Here is a 16,903-nt window from a genome sequence, read left to right on the forward strand (position 1 = left end):
CAGCATAATGCAATTAAAGCGAATCAATCGACTTTTCCGGCCAATACCCCTACTATTCACCGCTAGATATATACCCAAGTGGCTTTAACAACGATTGAAACCACTTCGCTATGTAACCAAGCAACGCGCACTGCGCAAAGTGAATGAAAACTTTATGATTACCTTCTCTGATATTCAGTTACTGCGTGGCGGTAAACCTCTTTTAGACCAAGCTTCAGCGACTATCCATCCTGGCGATAAAGTCGGTCTTGTGGGCAAAAACGGCTGCGGTAAATCAACGCTATTTGCATTGCTGAAAGATGAACTGTCGATTGATGCGGGCTCATTTAGCCAACCTCAACATTGGGAACTGGCCTGGGTCGCACAGGAAACGCCAGCGCTAGAGCGCACCGCACTAGAATACGTCATTGATGGTGATCGCGAGTACCGAGCGCTCGAAACGCAGTTGGCTGAAGCGGAAGCACAAGACAACGGCACCTTGGTTGCCGAGATCCACGGTAAAATTGAAACCATCGGCGGTTATAGCATTCGCGCTCGCGCGGCAGAATTGCTCGACGGTTTAGGTTTCAGCCAAGAGCAAATGAGTTGGAGTTTGACTCAATTCTCAGGTGGTTGGCGTATGCGCCTTAACTTAGCTCAAGCGCTATTGTGCCGTTCTGACTTATTGCTACTCGATGAGCCAACCAACCACTTGGACTTAGACGCAGTTATGTGGCTTGAACGTTGGCTACAAAACTACCCAGGCACACTGATCCTGATCTCGCACGACCGTGACTTCCTTGACCCCATTGTTGGCCGTATTATTCACATCGAAAACCAACAATTGAACGAATACACGGGTAACTATTCGTCGTTCGAAAACCAACGAGCGCAAAAAATGGTGCTGCAGCAAGCGATGTTCGAGAAGCAACAGAAACAGATGTCGCACATGCAAAGCTACATCGACCGTTTCCGTTATAAAGCCTCTAAAGCACGCCAGGCTCAAAGCCGTATTAAAGCTTTGGAGCGCATGGAGAAAGTGTTACCCGCTCAATTCGATAACCCATTTAGCTTCCAATTCCGTGAGCCCGCGGCGCTGCCAAACCCAATCATGATGATGGATGAAGTATCGGCAGGCTACGGTGACAACCTGATCTTAGAGAAGATCCGCTTGAACTTGGTTCCTGGCAGTCGCATTGGTCTACTCGGCCGTAATGGCGCGGGTAAATCGACCTTGATCAAATTGCTCTCTGGTGAGCTTAACGCGCAAGGTGGCGATCTGACTTACTCACAAGGCGTAAAAATAGGTTACTTTGCCCAGCATCAATTAGAAACGTTGCACCCAGAGGAAACGCCGCTGCAACACATGATGCAGATCGCGCCGGATCAAACCGAACAACAGCTACGTGATTACCTAGGCAGCTTTGGCTTCCAAGGCGACAAAGCACTGGAGAAAGTCGCACCGTTTTCGGGTGGTGAAAAAGCCCGTTTAGTGCTGGCCTTAATTGTGTGGCAAAAGCCAAACCTGTTGCTACTTGATGAACCAACCAACCACTTGGATTTGGACATGCGTCAGGCATTGACGATGGCACTGCAAACGTTCGAAGGTGCAATGGTGATTGTTTCGCACGACCGTTACCTATTGCGTGCTACAACCGATGACTTGTACTTGGTGCACGATCGTCAAGTTGCGCCGTTCGATGGTGACTTAAACGACTACTACAAGTGGTTAACCGAGCAACAAAGAGCGGAACGCAAAGAAGCACAAGCTGCACAGCCAGCCAAAGATAGCGCCAACAGCGCGGCAGCGAAAAAAGAGCAGAAACGTCGCGATGCAGAATTTCGTAAGCAGACGGCGCCAATTCGCAAAACGCTGACACAATTAGAAAATAAAATGGATAAGTTAGGTGCAGCACTGGCCGAAGCTGAAGAACAATTGGCAGATAACTCACTGTATGAAGCCGAAAATAAAGCTAAACTTAACCAAGTGCTGGCTCTTCAAGCTTCTAGTAAGGCAGAGCTCGAAGAAATTGAAATGGAATGGATGTCTGCTCAGGAAGAACTGGAGCAGATGGAGCTAGAGTTTAATCAATGAGTAATCAACACGCTGAATACACACTCACCCTAGAACACCTTTGGCAGTTCAGTCTGCAGTTTTATGGTGTGCGAGAAGTGAAAGAAGCGTGTTTATCATTGCAGAACAATTATCACGGCAACGTGAACCTACTCCTGCTGCTCAGATGGCTCGATGAGCAGCAACTCATTTTCCAAGAAAAAGACTGGCCTCTGGTACAAAGCTGTCTGGGCCGAAGCGAAACCTTACTGCACTCTTTTCGCGACTTACGTCGCCATCTTAAGTCTCAAGTCAATGACGCTTTATATCGTGAAACCTTGCAGTTTGAGCTGCAACTAGAAAAGCAACAACAAGCGGATTTGGTGAACTGCATTAACTCGCTCACGCTGGTCAAAAATGATGGCGCCCCACTCACGCTGAGATACTGTCGTCAACTTGGTGGTGAGCATTTGCAACAGGCCTTTGCTATTCCGGTGCCAAACATTCACCCACCAAAACGCCCATAAATCTGTAGAATACCTATAATCTTTATAAAGGATTATATTAATAAGTTCTTCAACTGACACCGAAGAACCGCATAAGAGCAGTTAGGTATGACACAATTTTTCGCAGCCGCCGGGATCAAAAACCCGCATCTTCAAACGCTTTTACCGCGTTTTATTCGCAAAAAAGCGTTGTTTACGCCGATTTGGCAAACCCTCGATACATCCGATGGCGACTTTCTCGATCTCGCATGGAGCGAGGACCCAACCCAAGAACCTGCGCAAAAAAAGCCGATTTTTGTTTTATTTCATGGACTAGAAGGCTGCTTCTATAGCCCTTACGCCAATGGCCTAATGAATGCATTTGCTCAATCCGGATGGCTGTCGGTGATGATGCATTTCCGCGGTTGTAGCGGTAAGCCAAACAAGAAAGCTCGCGCCTATCATTCTGGTGAAGTGACTGACGCCCGCCACTTCTTAGAGCACCTTGAGCAACGCTTTCCTGATAACCCCAAAGTTGCGGTTGGCATTTCTCTTGGCGGTAACATGTTGGCGAATTATTTAGCCCAATACAAAGACCACCCCATTTTGAATGCGGCGACCATTATCTCAGCACCTTTAGACTTAGCAGCGTGTGCGAACCGTATTGAACAAGGCTTTTCGAAAGTGTATCGCCGTTACCTACTCTCTTCGCTCAAACGCAACGCATTGCAAAAACATCACTTGTTGCATGGCGAGCTCGCTTTGTCCTACAACTCAATAAAACGTGTCACACGATTGTATGAATTCGATGATTTGATCACGGCACCACTGCACGGTTTTAAAGACGCACAAGATTATTACGATCAATGTTCTGGCTTAAGTAAATTACAACAGATCACGCTACCGACACTGATCATTCACGCCAAAGACGATCCATTCATGACCGACGATGTGATCCCGAAATTTGTTCTGCCAGATAATATTGATTACCGTCTCTTTGAGCACGGTGGGCATGTTGGTTTCCTTACCGGTTCAGCGCTCAAGCCGAAATTTTGGTTGGAAGAAGCGCTGCCAGCGTATTACGAAAGTATTGCCGCAGATTACCTTTCTGCTGTATCCAAGCAGCGAAAGCAGTAAACTAGCCGCTCATCATAAAAGTTCGAGGTATTTATGATCATTCCATGGCAAGACATTGCGCCAGAAACATTGGAAAACTTAATTCGTGAATTCGTCTTACGTGAAGGCACGGATTACGGAACCGTCGAGGTTTCTTTGCAAGACAAAGTGGATCAAGTAAAAACTCAATTAGAAAAAGGCGAAGCGGTTATCGTGTTCTCTGAACTGCACGAAACCGTCGATATTCAGGTAAAAACAAAATTTTAGACCCTTCACATTTTACCGTACCCCACTCAATGACAAGGCATTGTTACGTGCTATAGTGGGTTATCGACCGTGCAGTAGCAGCCTACTGCACATTACAGGTAAGTAATTTTCGACAAGGTTTGTCATGTCAGCTAAACACCCAATTATTGCGGTTACTGGTTCATCCGGTGCCGGCACGACCACTACATCTGAAGCCTTCCGTAAGATGTTCAATATGATGAACGTTAAACCCGCATGGGTTGAAGGCGACAGCTTCCATCGCTTTACTCGCCCTGAAATGGATATAGAAATCCGTAAAGCGCGCGAGCAAGGTCGGCACATTAGCTACTTTGGCCCTCAAGCTAATGACTTTCCAGGATTGGAAGAGTTTTTCCGTAAATATGGTCACGATGGCGCAGGCAGCGTACGTCGCTACCTACACACCTTTGACGAGGCCGTACCTTATAATCAAATGCCTGGTACCTTCACACCGTGGCAAGACTTACCGGAGAACAGTGACGTTCTCTTCTATGAAGGCTTGCACGGCGGTGTTGTGGATGGCGATGTTAATGTCGCGCAGCATGTGGATTTCTTGATTGGTATGGTACCAATCGTAAACTTAGAGTGGATCCAAAAGTTTGTGCGTGATACTCGTGACCGCGGTCATTCACGAGAAGCAGTAATGGATTCTATCGTGCGCTCGATGGACGATTATCTTAACTACATCACGCCACAATTTTCTCGCACTCATATTAACTTTCAGCGCGTCCCAACGGTCGATACCTCCAACCCACTTAACGCGAAAGGTATCCCAAGCCTGGATGAGAGCTTTGTCGTAATTCGCTTGCGTGGGATAAAGAAAGTCGACTTCCCATATCTCCTGGCTATGATTGATGGCTCATTCATGTCACGCCACAACACGATTGTCGTGCCAGGCGGTAAGATGAGCTTTGCAATGGAGCTCATAGTTCGGCCTATCCTACAACAGCTCATCGAAACAGGGAAAATTGGCTAAAAACCTGCCTGCGAAGATGTTTACTTTTCATACCGTGATCATGTGCACAGTTTTGCTTACAAAATCTCAATCATGGCACGATTAAAATCAAGAAATCGTTTTCGAAAAAGGATACTATTTCTTACCGAAACACAAGAGAGCTTGCAGCATATAAAAAGTGCTCTTATTCTAGTAGGCCTAATTCAGGCTTAGCTAAAATATGGATAGCGCAAGCGTACCCTGCAGAGGAAGTGAGATATTATGGTTCTAGGTAAACCTCAAACCGACCCAACATTAGAGTGGTTTCTTTCACACTGTCATATTCATAAGTACCCTTCAAAGAGCACGCTAATTCACGCGGGCGAAAAGGCAGAAACTTTGTACTACATCGTTAAAGGTTCTGTTGCGGTTCTTATCAAAGACGAAGAAGGTAAGGAGATGATCCTTTCTTACCTAAACCAAGGAGACTTTATTGGTGAACTTGGTCTATTCGAGGAAGACCAAGAGCGCACAGCTTGGGTTCGTGCTAAATCTCCTTGTGAAGTTGCTGAAATTTCTTTCAAGAAATTCCGTCAGCTTATCCAAGTAAACCCAGACATCCTAATGCGCCTTTCTGCGCAGATGGCTCGTCGTCTTCAAGTAACTAGCCAAAAAGTGGGTGACCTGGCGTTCCTAGACGTAACTGGTCGTATCGCTCAGACGCTTCTGAACCTTGCAAAACAACCAGACGCAATGACTCACCCAGACGGCATGCAAATCAAGATCACTCGTCAAGAAATCGGTCAAATCGTTGGCTGTTCTCGTGAGACAGTAGGTCGTATCTTGAAGATGCTAGAAGAGCAGAACCTAATCTCTGCGCACGGTAAAACTATCGTGGTTTACGGTACTCGTTAATCTCAAACCAGAGTGACGCGAACAAAATTATAAAAGCCACCAATGGCGACATTGGTGGCTTTTTATTTGTCTTGTAACCACATTAAGCTCAGAGCAACAAAAGACTAATGAGCAAGTTGGTTAGCCGAAAGGTTAACCCTAAAAGTTAGCCATTCGTACTTTCAAAGATTTTGTCCGCTGAAGCCGCCACAAAACCTGGGTACAGCTCACCGTTTTCCATCGGGTAGCGCTTAGCAAACTCGTAAAAGCCACCAGGGATAATTTCAGTGCCTTCGCTAAAGCGAACCGCCACTTTATCCGCCATGGTCGATGATTGTTCTAGCAGCACCTCAGGAGTGCCCTTCACTTCCCCGCCGTTTTCATTAATGGTAAATCCGGCCGTACGTAAGTGATCGTTTACTTGCTTCACTTCTTCGTATTCATTGAGCTGGTTAACGCTCACCGTGAAGTGGTTTGCGCCGTAACCATGCGCCGCCAACCAAGATGCGTACTCACTTTCTTTAGCCAACGTTTGGTAGTCAGCAAAGCTTAAATCCCACAAGCGTCCACCATGTAAGAATGCGCTATCGTTCAGCTTGCCTGCATCGACTTGTGCCACCAGCTTTTTCACAATCTCTTGCAGCTCAGGTGAACACTCCTCAACTTTTAGCTCACTAATAAAGACTTTAGGTTGCTTCGGATCAGGGTGTTCATAGTGTTTAGCAACCAGCTTTTTACTTTCGAAAACGTAGTCACCACATGCCTGGTAGCCAATGGCTACAAATGGTTTAGCTAAGGTTTCGATACCAAGAGGCGCAATATTGAAGGTACGTAAAGCTATATGATCATTAATCAGAGGCTCATCTTCTTGAAGCAGCTGATGTACTTTCGCAGCAGAGGGGCAAAGACGTTGAATGTAATCTTGCCATAGCGGTTCAAATAACACATCGGGCGTCATAACGACTCCTTGTTACGAGATGTAGAGTTAAAAGGTAAGCGGAAGTTGACTGCTCGTTCACAACGAAAAGTTGTCCAGAATAATGAACGAGCAGCCATCAACCTGTGACGGTAAATGCCAGTCAGTCAACACGCTTTTCCGAGTCTTTGCTCACTTTCCGTGTTCTGCCAACGATCACTACAACCCATACCTAAATGATTCGCCGGCAAGGTGAGCCGCAATACATGGTTGCGACTCTGTTATTAAAACTTATAGCGCCACACCTGGGCTTAATGTTGCAGGCAAGATAGCCTCTTGACCTTCCATTGATGCCATCGGGTACGCACAGTAGTCTGCTGCGTAATAAGCGCTTGGACGTAGGTTACCTGACGCACCAGGGCCACCAAATGGCGCATCACCACTTGCACCTGTGAGCTGGCGGTTACGGTTCACGATCCCTGCACGAATATGGTCAACGAAGTATTCCCATTCTTGGTCGTCAGTTGAAACTAAACCAGCAGAGAGACCAAAGCGCGTGTCGTTCGCCAGTTCTACGGCTTTTTCTAGCCCTTCGTAACGCACCACTTGCAGAAGTGGACCGAAGTACTCTTCATCTGGTAGCTCAGCAATGTTCGTTACATCAATAATGCCCGGAGAAACAAACGCCGCCTCTCCTGCTTTAGCTTCAATCAAGCTTTCACCACCAAGTGATTGAAGGTTCGCTTGTGCATCGAGAATGAACTTGGCTGCGGCAACGGAGATTTGCGGCCCCATAAATGGCGCAGGCTCTGCAAATGGTTGGTCTACGCGAATATTCTTCGTCGCTTCAACCAGTTTCGTGATGAGCGCATCACCTTTCTCACCCAATGGCACGTACAAACGACGAGCACACGTACAACGTTGACCAGCACTGATAAACGCTGACTGGATGATGGTGTACACCGTGGCATCCAAATCACCGTATTTATCAGAGATCACCATCGGGTTATTACCACCCATTTCTAGTGCTAACATCTTGTCTGGTTGACCCGCAAATTGACGGTGCAATACATGCCCCGTGTTCGCGCTGCCCGTGAACAGTACGCCATCAATGCCTTTCGCATCAGCAAGCGCAATACCGGTTTCTTTCGCACCTTGGACAAGGTTGATCACGCCTTTCGGCAGACCTGCTTCTTCCCAAAGTTTCATAGCTAACTCGCCAGTCCAAGGCGTTTGCTCGGATGGCTTGAACACAACGGTGTTACCCGCTAGTAACGCAGGCACAATGTGACCATTTGGTAGGTGACCAGGGAAGTTATATGGGCCAAATACCGCCATCACGCCCAGTGGGCGATGACGTAACACAATTTGGTTGCCCGCCGCTTCACGGCTCGCTTCACCGGTGCGGTCATGGTAAGCACGAATAGAGATGGCAATTTTACCTGCCATTGCCGCTGCTTCAGTGCGCGTTTCCCAAATTGGCTTACCAGTTTCTTTGGCAATGACTTCGGCGATTTTTTCGCTGTTCTCTTTTACTTTCTCAGCAAAAGCCAACACGATCGCTTCACGCTCTGCAAATGGGCGTTTTTTCCAGTCAATAAACGCTTCACGCGCTGCAGATACCGCTTGATTCACCTGCTCTGCCGTTGCACCGTTGCCTTGCCAGATCACTTCTTGGTTGTAAGGCGACAGAGACGTAAATGCTTCACCCTGACCTTGTACCCATTCACCTGCAATCCAATGTGTCATTGTTTCTATCCTTAAATTCTGTCGTCTGTTACTGCGGAAGAAGGCGAACAAAGTCCCCTTCCTCAACCAAAAGTGCATCCGCAACGTCTGGTGCGATCATGACGCTTTGCGTTTCAGCGTCATACGCCGCTTTGGTGACTGCTGCGCGGAAGTTTTCGAACGATGAGTTGCACATCAAGAAGTCTTGCGTACTGCTATGTTGTGCAATTTTCACTTGCGCACGGAACGAGTGACGTACCGATTCAATATTGCGTAAGTCACATTCAACGGTTGGACCCGCATCGAAAATATCCACGTAGCCACGGTTAGTGAAGCCTTCACGCTCAAGCAGCTTTAATGCTGGGCGAGTATTGTCATGCACTTGACCAATGACCGCTTGCGCTTCTGGACTCAACAGGTTGATGTAGATAGGCAGCTTCGGCATTAAGTCAGCAATAAAGCCTTTCTTGCCGATACCTGTCAGGTAATCCGCAAGCGTGAAATCGATGGAGAAGAAATGCTCTTGTAACCATTGCCAGAACGGCGAGTTGCCTGCGTCGTCTGAAACACCACGCATCTCCGCAAAGATCGTTTCAGAGAAACGCTCTGGGTGCTCAGCCATCATGAGGAAACGACACTTCGACATGAGACGACCATTCAGACCTTGGCGGAATTTCTCACGCAAGAACAAGGTACAAATTTCGCTGTTACCCGTGTAGTTATTACCAAAAGTAAGCAGTTTGACGACATTATTGACGCCAAGCTTTGGTGACGAGTGCACCACTTTACTAATGTGATACGAGTAAAATGGGACATCCCAGCCGATAGATGCTTCGATTCCGGTGGTACCCGCAACCTCACCCGTTTCAGAGTCAAAGCCGACCATCAGGTAGCCTTCATCACCTGGTTCTGCCACATCTGGCTTACCAAAGCTGTACTCTGAGTGTTTGATTCGATTGGTTAACAGTTCTTCGTTAACCGGTAGAGATGTAAATCCGTGACCAGACTCCACCGCACAAGTGTGCAGCGCGTCATAATCCGACATCGCGATAGGGCGAACTACTAGCATCAATACTCCCTCCAGATGCAAGAAGATCCTAACTATATTGTAGGAACAATTCCCCCATCAGAGATCCTTGATGGGGGTGTCTGCGTTGACGTTGAAACTAATATCGCGCTTAAACTAAAGTCGCGATCGCTTTATCCAGTTTCGCCAAGCCTTCTTCAATTTCTTGTTGTGTGATAACGAGTGATGGTGTGAAACGTACGACATTGGCACCCGCAACCAATACCATGAGACCTTGTTTGCCTGCAGCGACGAGAACATCACGTGCGCGGCCTTGCCATTCTTCATTCAGTGCAGCACCAAGCAATAGGCCTTGACCGCGCACTTCTGAGAAGATGTTGTACTTAGCATTGATCTTCTCTAGACCTTCGCGGAACATCGCTTCGCGTTCTAGCACACCAGCCAACACTTCAGGCTTAGTAACTTCGTTCACAACTGCTTCTGCTACAGCACACGCGAGTGGGTTACCGCCGTATGTTGAACCGTGCGTACCGACTTTCATGTGCTCTGCTAATTTTGCAGTAGTCAGCATTGCACCGATTGGGAAACCGCCACCGAGTGATTTCGCGGTGCTTAGAATATCAGGTGTAATACCTAAACCTTGGTAAGCGTAGAAGTTACCTGTACGACCATTACCGGTTTGCACTTCATCGAAGATCAGTAGCGCGTTGTGTTTGTCACACAGCTCACGTACTGCTTGAGCAAACTCAGGCGTTGGTGGCACGATACCGCCTTCACCTTGTAGCGGCTCCATCATCACCGCACATGTGCGATCAGACATGTGTGCCTGTAGTGCTTCGATATCATTGTAAGGTAAGTGGGTAACGTCTCCAGGCTTAGGACCAAAACCGTCAGAGTAAGCCGCTTGACCACCAACCGTTACGGTAAAGAACGTACGACCGTGGAAACCTTGTTTGAATGCGATAATTTCTGATTTCTCAGCGCCATGAACGTCAGCAGCGTAACGACGTGCCAGCTTAAGTGCCGCTTCGTTCGCTTCTGCGCCAGAGTTAGCAAAGAATACGCGCTCAGCAAAGCTCACTTCTGTTAGCTTTTTCGCCAGACGAAGTGCTGGTTCGTTCGTCATCACGTTACTTAAGTGCCAAAGCTTGTTAGCTTGCTCTGTTAATGCGTTTACCATTACTGGATGACAATGGCCAAGACAGCTCACTGCAATACCACCAGCAAAGTCGATATATTCATTACCTTCCTGATCCCAAACACGTGAACCTTCACCTTTAACAGGGATCATTTCCATCGGGTTATAGCAAGGTACCATTACCTCATCGAATAAACCGCGCTCTACTTTAATTTCCGTTGTCATTGCACATTCCTTCTTGATACCGCATGCGTAGCAGATAAGCGAATTTAACCGGCTCTCTTTGCCAGCAAATAATGTTTTGCATTTAAGCTATTGCGGCATTGTATTTACATTTAATTAACCATTTCAATAGTGATTTATTCTTTTCGTTCTCGAAAGCAACTTCCATTAATCACTGCTTATGACTATTTATGCATCAAGAAAGTAAAATAGAGAAGCGATTTTTTATAAATGTTATGTAATACAGGGGATAGAAGGTTTAAAAAGACATGAATAGACAAAGAGGCCAGAATGAACCGCATAGTTTTGCAATCCACTCACCTCGGCAAAAAGATGAATGATTTGTTAAGAAAAGTGATCGCGATCAGATCGCTTTACGTGCTAAAAAGTTCGCGAGCAACTCGTGACCTTGCTCTGTTTTGATCGATTCTGGGTGAAACTGCACTGCATCAATTGGCATGGTTTTATGTTGGTAACCCATGATTTCGTCCATACTTCCATCCGGCAGCTCAGTCCATGCGGTCAGTTCAAACACATCGGGTAACGTACCGTTTTTCACCACGAGAGAGTGATAACGGGTTACGGTGAGTGGGTTATTCAGGTTTTTAAACACACTGCGACCATTGTGACGAATAGGTGACGTTTTCCCATGCATCACTTGTCGGGCGCGCACGACTTCCCCACCAAACACTTGCGCTATCGCTTGATGACCAAGGCAAACACCCAATATTGGAAGCTTACCAGCGAAGTATTCTATAGCTTGTAGAGAGATACCTGCCTCGTTTGGCGTACACGGTCCAGGTGAGATCACCAAGTGAGTTGGGTTCAACGCTTCAATCCCTTGAATGTCGATTTCATCGTTACGCACGACTTTTACGTCTGCACCAAGCTCGCAAAAGTATTGGTAGAGGTTGTAAGTGAAAGAATCGTAGTTATCGATGATCAACAACATAGAGTGTCAGCTGCTCCAATCCGTTTAGGCAAGACTTAAGAGATGATTGTCTGGTTTGCGACAATTAAGGGCGGTATTTTGCAACACCAAACTAGAAAGGCAAGTCTTTGTGCAATAAAAAGGCCAGCATCGGCTGGCCTTTGGTCTTTACAGCTGTATTTTAGGAGATAAAGGCTTAGTTGCGGCGACGTACTAAGCCAAGTCCAAGCATCGCGAGTAGCGCGCCAAAACCAAACGAACCACCATCTGAGTCCTTCGAACCTTCTGCACCCGTTTCAGTTTGCGTCATTGAGACATCACGAACAGAGCTAAACTTAACGACGTTGCCTGTCGAGTCTGTCACTTTCTCTTCTAACTGGTAATTACCTTGTTCTGGCGCTTGTTCAAACTCAATATTCACGCTGCGTGCGTCAATGTCAGTTTGAGTCAAGGTTTGGCTAGCCGAGTAAACTTTTGCACCACTGCTTGTCGCGGCCGCTTGTGTGGATGCTGTTAAGTTCACTGTCACAATATCGCCCGCAACCGCAGTTGGTGGTAGACGTACATCAATAGCTAAGTTTTCACCCGCTTTCGGTAAATCGATATCATCATCTGGCAAATCAATAGCAATAATCACTGGATCATGATCAGACGCTGAGAACGCATCTTTATACTTCGGCATGTCACCCGTGTATTTGCTGCTGTATTCAAACAAGTTACTTTCTAGGGAGTTGATGTGCCAATCTTCAATCGCCACCACCTTTTGCGCTAAACTGCTGCTTGCCAATGCATGGTCCAAGTTCCCCAACTCACCTGAATAGGTGTACGAGAACGTATCAGCGCCATGCAGCAAGGTGTTTAAATTGTGCAGACCGTAGCCTTTTTCAATCTTGGTTTTCTCTACTTGAAGCTCACCGCCACCAATGGTTGTGTAAGCGGCAGTGTAGATATCACGGCCGTATTTCTCTTGTGAGTAATCAGTGAGGGTAAGTAACGGATCTTCTTTGCCGTAAGCGTTCAAATCGCCCATAACGAGCACATCGCCATCAATATCTTTCAGCGCTTCACCAACGACTTTCGCAGCAGAAACACGGAAGTTGTTGCAGTTACCTTGCAGATCCGCGGGTTCTGAGTCTTCTACACCAGCAATCCACTCTTCAATACATTCAGAACCTTTCGATTTAAAGTGGTTCACGACCACTGAAAAATCTTCGCCAGTCTCTTTCACTGTAAAGGTCTGTAATAAGCTATGGCGTTGATATTTGTCGTATGCAGGGTTACTTTCAGTGCCCTCTTTACGAGTAATGGTGTTCTCTGCAATATGTTGCTCTGGCGTCACAATGACTTTTGCTGCTTCTTTTGGTGTTACTGCGTTAGCACGATATAAGATCGCCACCATGATCGCATCACTGCCAAAGTATTCCTCTTGGTATTTATCTTGCTCTTCGATTTCGACATACGTGTAATGATCTTCCACGTCATCAATCTCAGCGTTTAAAGCATCAACCAAGTTTTGGATAGCACTACCATCACCAAAGCCGTTGTTTTCCACTTCCATCAAGCCAATGATGTCCGCGTCCATCTTGTTCATCGCTGAAACGATTTTCGCTTGCTGGATCAAGAACTCATCAAGGTTTGTTGCGCCACGATTTTGCCCGGTTGGGTTGTCGTGCCCGCTGTCAGCAACCGAAGTGAAGTAGTTAAGAACGTTAAAGCTCGCCACTCGTAAATCAGAATCGGCTATGGCTGGCGCCGCTTTACGCGCAACGTCAAAGTCATCACCTGACGTGACAAAGTTGCTGCTATCGACTTCATTGGTCGCAATTAGGCGGTACTCGTTGTAGCTGTAAGCCACAACACCTTGCAGACCTTCGACACGAGAGCCTAGGCGAATGTGCTGCTCTGAAGAGCCATTTTGGTCAAGATCTTGTGCAAACGTTGGGAAATATGGGATTTGACCATTTGGCGCTTTGCTATCCGATTCCAAGTAAATACGGTTGGCCGCATTCTCTTTGGCAAGGGCAACCGCAGCGTCACTCTCTGCTGCATGCAATTGAGTCGGCTTAAACAACGGTGCTTCATGAGACAACATCATGTTGTTGCGTCGAGAGTCATAATCGTAAGAAAAGTTACGAGTAACGAAAAGTTCGCTAGCCGAGCTGAGCTCAACTTGCATACCTTCATGACGCTCTAGTGCATCACGTAGTGTTTCCCCTTCCTTAATCGTTAACGGAGTAACCAAAGAGGCGTTTGATGTGCCTGTTTTTACATAACTGTTTGCATCAGAAGAAAGCTGAGTGTTGCTGTAGTACTCTTGTACTTTCCCTTTCACACAAACAACATCACCGGCTTTCAGTTCTGTATCGGCAACATCAGTGTGAATAAACAAACCTTCAGATGTCTTGTCGTTGCCATCATTCTCAAGTGCTTGCAGGTAGAAGCCTTTAGTTAAGCCTGTTGTTACAGCACTGACCACACCAGTTACGAAGTGATCTTCGGTCGTGATGTAAGGGTAACCATCAATAAATGGAGAAGAAGCACCTTCACCTTGAATCTCTTGGATGGTGGTAAAGGCTGGTTCTTGTCCATCTACTTCACAAGCAAATGGCGCAGGTGGCTCAGTTGTATTTAATTCTCCTAAACCATCAATATTATCTTTAGGTAAGGCTGTCCACTGAGTGGATTGGTAGGTAGTTGAAGGTGTAAGCGCATCACTGTTACGAACTAACGTGGTGTCTTTAGCGAAATCCACGTCCCCCATCACACCTAATATATCGTGCACTTCCCCATCTTTAAGAAGTGCCAACGGATCGTCGCCATTAAAGTTCGCTACATTTTTATCAGTGTAATCCGCAACCGCCTTTATTGCTTCGCTCGCATCGCCATGAGCAAGTACATACACTTGCTTCGCTTGTAACGTTACGTCACTAAGATCAAGAGTGCTGCCCCACGAGCCGCCACCATTCGAAGATTTTGCTAATTCATAGCCTGTGAGTGTCACCGCAGTATCACCTGTATTGGCGATCTCGACCGCTTTATTATAAGCGCCGCCTTCCACATACTGGGAAATAATAATCTCTGCGTTCGCGTTTGCGCTAAGTGCACTGGCGATGGTTAGTGCGAGTATTGAGGGTTTGATTAACGTGTCCATTGTCATACCTGATATTTATGTAAATGCAAACTTAGCTCTGATCAGAGCCTACCATTTGCGTCTACTATCAGGTTTATTTATGAAATAAATAAGAATGAGCAACTAAAGCCGTGAAATGAATCACATGTGAATGTAAGAAAATATGCCAGAACATCCCATTCAAACATTTTTTGTAATAAATACAGAGCGCTATTGATAAACAAATCAAAATTTAGATTAATTACTCAGTTTATTTTTTCACTTCATGTTAAGGAGTAGAAAATACATCGCTCGTGAAGTGGCTTATTAACCAAGCTCACTTTGTTATAAATGAAAACATAATTAACCACTAATTTAGAAAGCTTTGATTTTCATTTTTATAGCCATATCTAAACTTAAGTCATCTATTATTCGCTCGGCTTTTTCTTACGCATGACCCCCATACTTCAAAATTTTCATCATTTGCTCAATAACTTCTCCTTATTCACTAGCCAAATTCATACACAAAAGATATAACACCTGCGCGAGACATTAAGATCTCATTAGCTGTAAACCCAGGAACGATAAATGAAAAAAACTCAACGCAGTGCGCTAGCTCTCTTCTTACTTGGCTTGATAACGGGATGTCAATTGACCGCCAGTGAGCCACTTCAACCTACCGCGAATCAAAACATCATCGAATCAGCCAAAAATGAGCTGGATGGAATTGAAGAGTTAGAGGTCAGTGACGAGGGTGTTATTACTTTTACCCAGCGTCTAAGAACACCAGGAACCTACTGGATCCCAGCGAGAATTAAAGAACTTAGCTACGATATATCATGCGTGCAGCTCAGTTACTTCATTGATAGAGGCATGGTGGTGAAGTCCGCCTTTTTAGGTGCTCGAGGACGTGTTGAATATTACGATATGGAACGTTGCATGAAAGACACGCCATTCCAGTAAAAAGTATAAAAAAAGCTCCACCAACGTGGAGCTTTTTGTAATCTATTCTTAGCGACTATGGGCGAGCGACAAAGCCTACCGCTTTGTATGCTTTCTTCAGCGTTTCAGCAGCGCGAGCCGATGCTTTTTCTGCACCTTGCTGCATTACCTCATCCATGTAAGCACGATCAGCGCGAATACGATGGTATTCTGCTTGAATTGGCTCCAGCATTGCTACAACCGCCTCGCCAACATCTTTCTTAAATGGGCCATACATTTCTACGCCTTTGTACTTGGCTTCGATATCTTCAAAGCTCATGCCTGTCGCCGCAGAGTAAAGTCCCATTAGGTTCGCGATACCCGCTTTGTTCTCAATATCATGGCGAATGCTTGGTGGGGTTTCGGTGTCTGTTTGCGCCTTGTTGATCTTCTTGATGATCGACTTTGGCTCTTCAAGCAGAGTAATCACGTTCTTACGGTTATCATCTGACTTCGACATTTTCTTCGTCGCGTCTTGAAGACTCATCACACGTGCATTGACTGTTGGAATGTACGGCTCAGGAACGGTAAAAATCGGACTCTCTGGTGAGTAGATGTTGTTAAAACGCGTTGCGATATCACGTGCTAACTCAAGATGCTGTTTCTGGTCGCTACCAACTGGCACTTGGTGTGCGCCGTAAAGCAAAATATCTGCTGCCATCAACACAGGGTAATCAAACAGCCCCACGTTTACGTCATTTGCGTAACGTGCCGATTTGTCTTTAAACTGAGTCATACGGCTCAGCTCACCCATTTGCGTGTAACAGTTAAGAAGCCAACCAAGTTGAGCATGCTCTGGTACGTGTGACTGAACAAATAGCGTGCTCTTCTTCGGATCAACACCAACTGCCAGACAAATTGCCAGTGCGTCTAATGTCGCTTCATGTAGGGCTTTAGGATCCTGACGAACCGTAATCGCATGAAGGTCTACTACACAGTATTGGCAATCATAATCGTCTTGCATCTGCTGCCATTGACGTAGAGCACCCAAGTAGTTACCGATACTTAGTTCACCTGACGGTTGAACACCACTCAATACAATGGGTTTGCTCATTAGAATGATTCCTTTGACTTCTTAATCTAATTAAAATGAAAAACCGTGCGG

General features: G+C 46.2%; 14 protein-coding genes. 7 read left to right on the forward strand and 7 right to left on the reverse strand.

The annotated features are described in order from the left end of the window. The first annotated feature begins 154 nt into the window (after positions 1-154). The 6 genes from J8Z23_RS14590 to crp all read left to right on the forward strand — a co-directional run bounded on the left by J8Z23_RS14590 (position 155) and on the right by crp (position 5,767). On the forward strand, positions 155-2,074 hold the full coding sequence (locus J8Z23_RS14590) for an ABC transporter ATP-binding protein (RefSeq protein WP_085344618.1): 1,920 nt from the start codon (positions 155-157) through the stop codon (positions 2,072-2,074). Next, positions 2,071-2,559 (forward strand): TIGR02444 family protein, encoded by a 489-nt coding sequence (locus J8Z23_RS14595; RefSeq protein WP_005397673.1) that lies wholly within the window; start codon positions 2,071-2,073, stop codon positions 2,557-2,559. Before J8Z23_RS14590 ends, J8Z23_RS14595 begins: the two co-directional genes overlap by 4 nt. An 87-nt stretch (positions 2,560-2,646) precedes the next feature. Then, a complete protein-coding gene (locus tag J8Z23_RS14600; RefSeq protein ID WP_046874535.1) occupies positions 2,647-3,654 on the forward strand; it encodes a hydrolase in 1,008 nt (335 codons plus the stop codon). Between the two features lie 33 nt (positions 3,655-3,687). Continuing rightward, positions 3,688-3,900 (forward strand): YheU family protein, encoded by a 213-nt coding sequence (locus J8Z23_RS14605; RefSeq protein WP_005397677.1) that lies wholly within the window; start codon positions 3,688-3,690, stop codon positions 3,898-3,900. Between the two features lie 124 nt (positions 3,901-4,024). Next, on the forward strand, positions 4,025-4,894 hold the full coding sequence (locus J8Z23_RS14610) for a phosphoribulokinase (RefSeq protein ID WP_005397679.1): 870 nt from the start codon (positions 4,025-4,027) through the stop codon (positions 4,892-4,894). 240 nt (positions 4,895-5,134) lie between these two features. Next, positions 5,135-5,767, forward strand: coding sequence for a cAMP-activated global transcriptional regulator CRP (gene crp / locus J8Z23_RS14615; protein ID WP_005381432.1), 633 nt, complete (start codon positions 5,135-5,137; stop codon positions 5,765-5,767). 145 nt (positions 5,768-5,912) lie between these two features. Here the strand turns inward: crp and J8Z23_RS14620 are convergent, their stop codons facing one another. From J8Z23_RS14620 to J8Z23_RS14645, 6 genes are all read right to left on the reverse strand, one after another. Further along, positions 5,913-6,704: a DUF1338 domain-containing protein gene (locus tag J8Z23_RS14620; RefSeq protein ID WP_434634080.1), complete on the reverse strand. Its 792-nt coding sequence runs from the start codon at positions 6,702-6,704 to the stop codon at positions 5,913-5,915. Between the two features lie 249 nt (positions 6,705-6,953). Further along, positions 6,954-8,411, reverse strand: a complete 1,458-nt coding sequence (astD, locus tag J8Z23_RS14625; RefSeq protein ID WP_434634083.1) for a succinylglutamate-semialdehyde dehydrogenase — start codon at positions 8,409-8,411, stop codon at positions 6,954-6,956. Between the two features lie 28 nt (positions 8,412-8,439). After that, a complete protein-coding gene (gene astA / locus J8Z23_RS14630) occupies positions 8,440-9,459 on the reverse strand; it encodes an arginine N-succinyltransferase (RefSeq protein ID WP_005397686.1) in 1,020 nt (339 codons plus the stop codon). A gap of 109 nt (positions 9,460-9,568) precedes the next feature. After that, positions 9,569-10,780 (reverse strand): aspartate aminotransferase family protein, encoded by a 1,212-nt coding sequence (locus J8Z23_RS14635; RefSeq protein ID WP_005397689.1) that lies wholly within the window; start codon positions 10,778-10,780, stop codon positions 9,569-9,571. A 361-nt stretch (positions 10,781-11,141) separates the two neighbouring features. Next, entirely contained in the window at positions 11,142-11,729 is a 588-nt protein-coding gene (locus tag J8Z23_RS14640; RefSeq protein WP_301640750.1) for an aminodeoxychorismate/anthranilate synthase component II, read from the reverse strand. A gap of 175 nt (positions 11,730-11,904) precedes the next feature. Further along, positions 11,905-14,859 (reverse strand): ExeM/NucH family extracellular endonuclease, encoded by a 2,955-nt coding sequence (locus J8Z23_RS14645; RefSeq protein ID WP_434634089.1) that lies wholly within the window; start codon positions 14,857-14,859, stop codon positions 11,905-11,907. Positions 14,860-15,405: 546 nt separating this feature from the next. Between J8Z23_RS14645 and J8Z23_RS14650 the strand changes: the two genes are divergently transcribed. Beyond that, positions 15,406-15,780: a hypothetical protein gene (locus J8Z23_RS14650; RefSeq protein WP_330944669.1), complete on the forward strand. Its 375-nt coding sequence runs from the start codon at positions 15,406-15,408 to the stop codon at positions 15,778-15,780. A gap of 55 nt (positions 15,781-15,835) precedes the next feature. Here the strand turns inward: J8Z23_RS14650 and trpS are convergent, their stop codons facing one another. Next, positions 15,836-16,852, reverse strand: coding sequence for a tryptophan--tRNA ligase (trpS, locus tag J8Z23_RS14655; protein WP_005395367.1), 1,017 nt, complete (start codon positions 16,850-16,852; stop codon positions 15,836-15,838). Positions 16,853-16,903 lie beyond the last annotated feature (51 nt).

The sequence above is a fragment of the Vibrio sp. SCSIO 43086 genome, assembly GCF_051132235.1.
Classification (GTDB): domain Bacteria; phylum Pseudomonadota; class Gammaproteobacteria; order Enterobacterales; family Vibrionaceae; genus Vibrio; species Vibrio diabolicus.